The 2,584-nt window shown below is 68.3% G+C and carries 4 protein-coding genes; all 4 read right to left on the bottom strand.

Translation table 11 applies throughout. From position 1 onward, the window contains the following. Nucleotides 1-76: 76 nt before the first annotated feature. A complete protein-coding gene (locus Q8Q85_01345) occupies nucleotides 77-835 on the bottom strand; it encodes an AAA family ATPase (GenBank protein ID MDP3772893.1) in 759 nt (252 codons plus the stop codon). A gap of 13 nt (nucleotides 836-848) precedes the next feature. Then, nucleotides 849-1,412, bottom strand: coding sequence for a hypothetical protein (locus Q8Q85_01340; protein ID MDP3772892.1), 564 nt, complete (start codon nucleotides 1,410-1,412; stop codon nucleotides 849-851). Nucleotides 1,413-1,635: 223 nt separating this feature from the next. Further along, nucleotides 1,636-1,881 (bottom strand): hypothetical protein, encoded by a 246-nt coding sequence (locus Q8Q85_01335; protein MDP3772891.1) that lies wholly within the window; start codon nucleotides 1,879-1,881, stop codon nucleotides 1,636-1,638. Then, the coding region (locus Q8Q85_01330; GenBank protein MDP3772890.1) for a PD-(D/E)XK nuclease family protein at nucleotides 1,878-2,584 on the bottom strand (707 nt) is incomplete at its 5' end. The genes Q8Q85_01330 and Q8Q85_01335, both read right to left, overlap by 4 nt.

Here is a 2,584-nt window from a genome sequence, read left to right as displayed (position 1 = left end):
CCGGTCATGGCTTACTCCTTGGCTTGGGCGCGTTCGCCCGGTTGTAGGGGAATCTCACCCCCTTGATTGCAAAGATCTACAGGTCCAATCCCTTCGCCGCCCCGTTCGCCCCCGCCCCCGCCGCCGGCATGTCCACCGCCTGCCCGCGCGCGCGCTGCACGCAACGCCGGATCAGGGGCAGGATCCCGTCCTCCCCGATCACCTCGCCGTCGATCACGACCCCGTGCCGATCCTTGTCGGCCCACCGAGGGCGCGGCTGGCAGCGCAGCATCCTCACCGCCTCGCCGTTCGGCCCCGCTCCCCAATCCAGCCGCACCACCACGTCGAACAGGCTCGGCACCACTTCCTCGCCCAGCTTGCCCGGCAGCCTGGGCAGCTTGATCTTCGGTTCCTTCTCGCCCACGTCCTTCTGGTGCGCGACGCACACCACGATCGCCTCGGCCGCGATCGCCTCGTTGACGATCGGTCGCACGTGCGCCGCGAGCATGTTCCACTCGCGCCCGTGGCCCGAGTTTTCGGTCGCCACGAGGTAGTCGTACTCGCGATCGGCCAGGCTTGAGATCGTGTCGATCACGATCGCGCTGTACTTGCCGACGCGCACGCCTTCGCAGCCCTGCCGCACCGCGCGCAGCACCTCGATCCACGGCGCGCGCGTGGTCACGCACTCTACGACGTCGGGCGCCGGCCCCGTGTAGATCGCCGGGTTGCGCGCGATCGACAGCGCGCCGCGCTCGGCCGCCACGTAGAACGCGTTGTTCTTGAGCGCGCGCAGTACAGCCGTGGACTTGCCCACCCCGGTCGGGCCGACAAGCAGAATGGTAGGTAGTGCGATCATGTTCTCTCCCCTGTTAGGTTGCAGCTAGAGCTTCAAGTGCAGCGAGCGCCTTGCTCTCGGCCCGCGCGATCCCGGTGCATTTCGGGTAGCGACAGCACGCGTAGAACGGTGCGCCGCCACCCACGAACGCCCCGTCCACGACGGCCGGGTGCTTCCGTTTGACCACGCACGGCGCCGCACAGCGCGGACAGGCGGCGTCGCCGGTCGAGGCTTCGATCAACTGGTTGATCGCCGGTTGCACCGCGCCGATCGCACGCGTCTCGAAACCGAACGGCTGCACGACCGTTCCCGCGTCCAACTGCGCGCTCAACATCACCTTCCAGCGATCTTCTTGCACCAGCACCAGTTCCGACGGCAGCCTATTCTCGACCGTGTATTCGATCCCTTCGCGTTCGGCCTGCGATGCGAGCATCACGCCCAGCACCGTGCGCCAGCTTACTGTCACGAACACGTCCTCGCGCACCAGGCTTCGCGCGAACAGCACGTTCGCGCCGTCGCTACGATCCCCGAAGCCCAGCGGCTCGACCACCGCCGCCAGATCCGCACGCTTCGCGTGATAGCGTTCGCGCGCCGTCATTTGGCCAGCGCGTCCAGCGCGCGTTCAGGTAACGATCTGCATCGCCCTTTGCACAGCTCCACACAATGCCTGGTGCAGTTGCCGCCGTCGCACCGTTGATCGCGCCGTCCTTTGCACGTGTTGTAGGCGGTCGTCATGCTCGCGCACGCTTGCACCCGCGCCAAGTACAGCCCGAGGCCCAACCCAATGAATAGTCCAACAACGGCAAGCACAGCTTCCATGGCTAGGCGTCTTCCCCGTGCGCCCGCTTCACCGCCCCGCCCTTCAACCCGCGCAACAGCCGGCGCGTGTCGCCGTTGACCAGCGCCGCGCGCATCGCGGACACCGGCAACCAGACCCCCACCCCCTCACGCGCGTGAACCTCGAACCCGTCCTCGCTCACCACCTGCTGACACACGCCGCCCTCGACCGCGATCCAGACGGTCGATCCTGCGCGCACGAATCGCACCGAATCCTCGCCCCGCTTCATCGCCCCGCTCCTTCCACCAAAGTCTCGACCGCCGCCTGATCGAACTCGGCCAGCGCCGCCTCGGTCGGCCCGCGCGTGCAAAGATCGCGGTAGTCGCACGGCCCCCACCTGTCCATGCACGCCTCCGGGTTGGGCGGCAAGTCCCATGCCGCCCTCGGATCGTTCGCGATCGCGGCCAGACCCTCGCGCGCGGCTTCCAGCACGCTCGCGCGCCAGGCGGGCGCGATCTGCAGCGGCGCCCGCGCCGCCGCGAACGTGCTCGCGGTGCAGATCGACGTGATCGTGATCCCGCCGTACGGCACGCCAAACACCGCCGGCAGCACCGCCCGCCCCAGCACGTCGATCATCGCCATCTGGCCCGCGTGATCCCACTCGTAGTGGTGCTTCTCCACGTTGCCGCCGGTGCTCTTGAGGTCGTCGATCCAGACCCGCCCGTCGGTGCCCTGGTACACGAGATCCAGCCGCGCCGTGAACAGGTTGCCGCCGATCCGGATCTCGTACTCCTCCTCGACCGACAGCACCTTGAATCGGTCGGCGACCGGCGCCCACTTCGCGTAGCCCTCCCAGATCCGCCGCGCGCGATCGAACACCCACGCGATCCGGCCCGGCGCCTGGCGCATCGCCTCCACCGGATCGAGAGCCGGCAGACCAGCCTGGCCCCGGTAGTAGTGCATCCGGGCGACGTGCAGCAGACTGCCTAGCG

The sequence above is a fragment of the Gemmatimonadales bacterium genome (assembly GCA_030697825.1).
Taxonomy (GTDB): domain Bacteria; phylum Gemmatimonadota; class Gemmatimonadetes; order Gemmatimonadales; family JACORV01; genus JACORV01.
This window is presented reverse-complemented; position numbering and strand designations above follow the sequence as displayed.

What these genes read in the sequence shown, in the direction of transcription:
- Q8Q85_01345 (MDP3772893.1), bottom strand. Translation starts at nt 835, where the DNA reads ATGATCGCACTACCTACCATTCTGCTTGTCGGCCCGACCGGGGTGGGC.
- Q8Q85_01340 (MDP3772892.1), bottom strand. Translation starts at nt 1,412, where the DNA reads ATGACGGCGCGCGAACGCTATCACGCGAAGCGTGCGGATCTGGCGGCG.
- Q8Q85_01335 (MDP3772891.1), bottom strand. Translation starts at nt 1,881, where the DNA reads ATGAAGCGGGGCGAGGATTCGGTGCGATTCGTGCGCGCAGGATCGACC.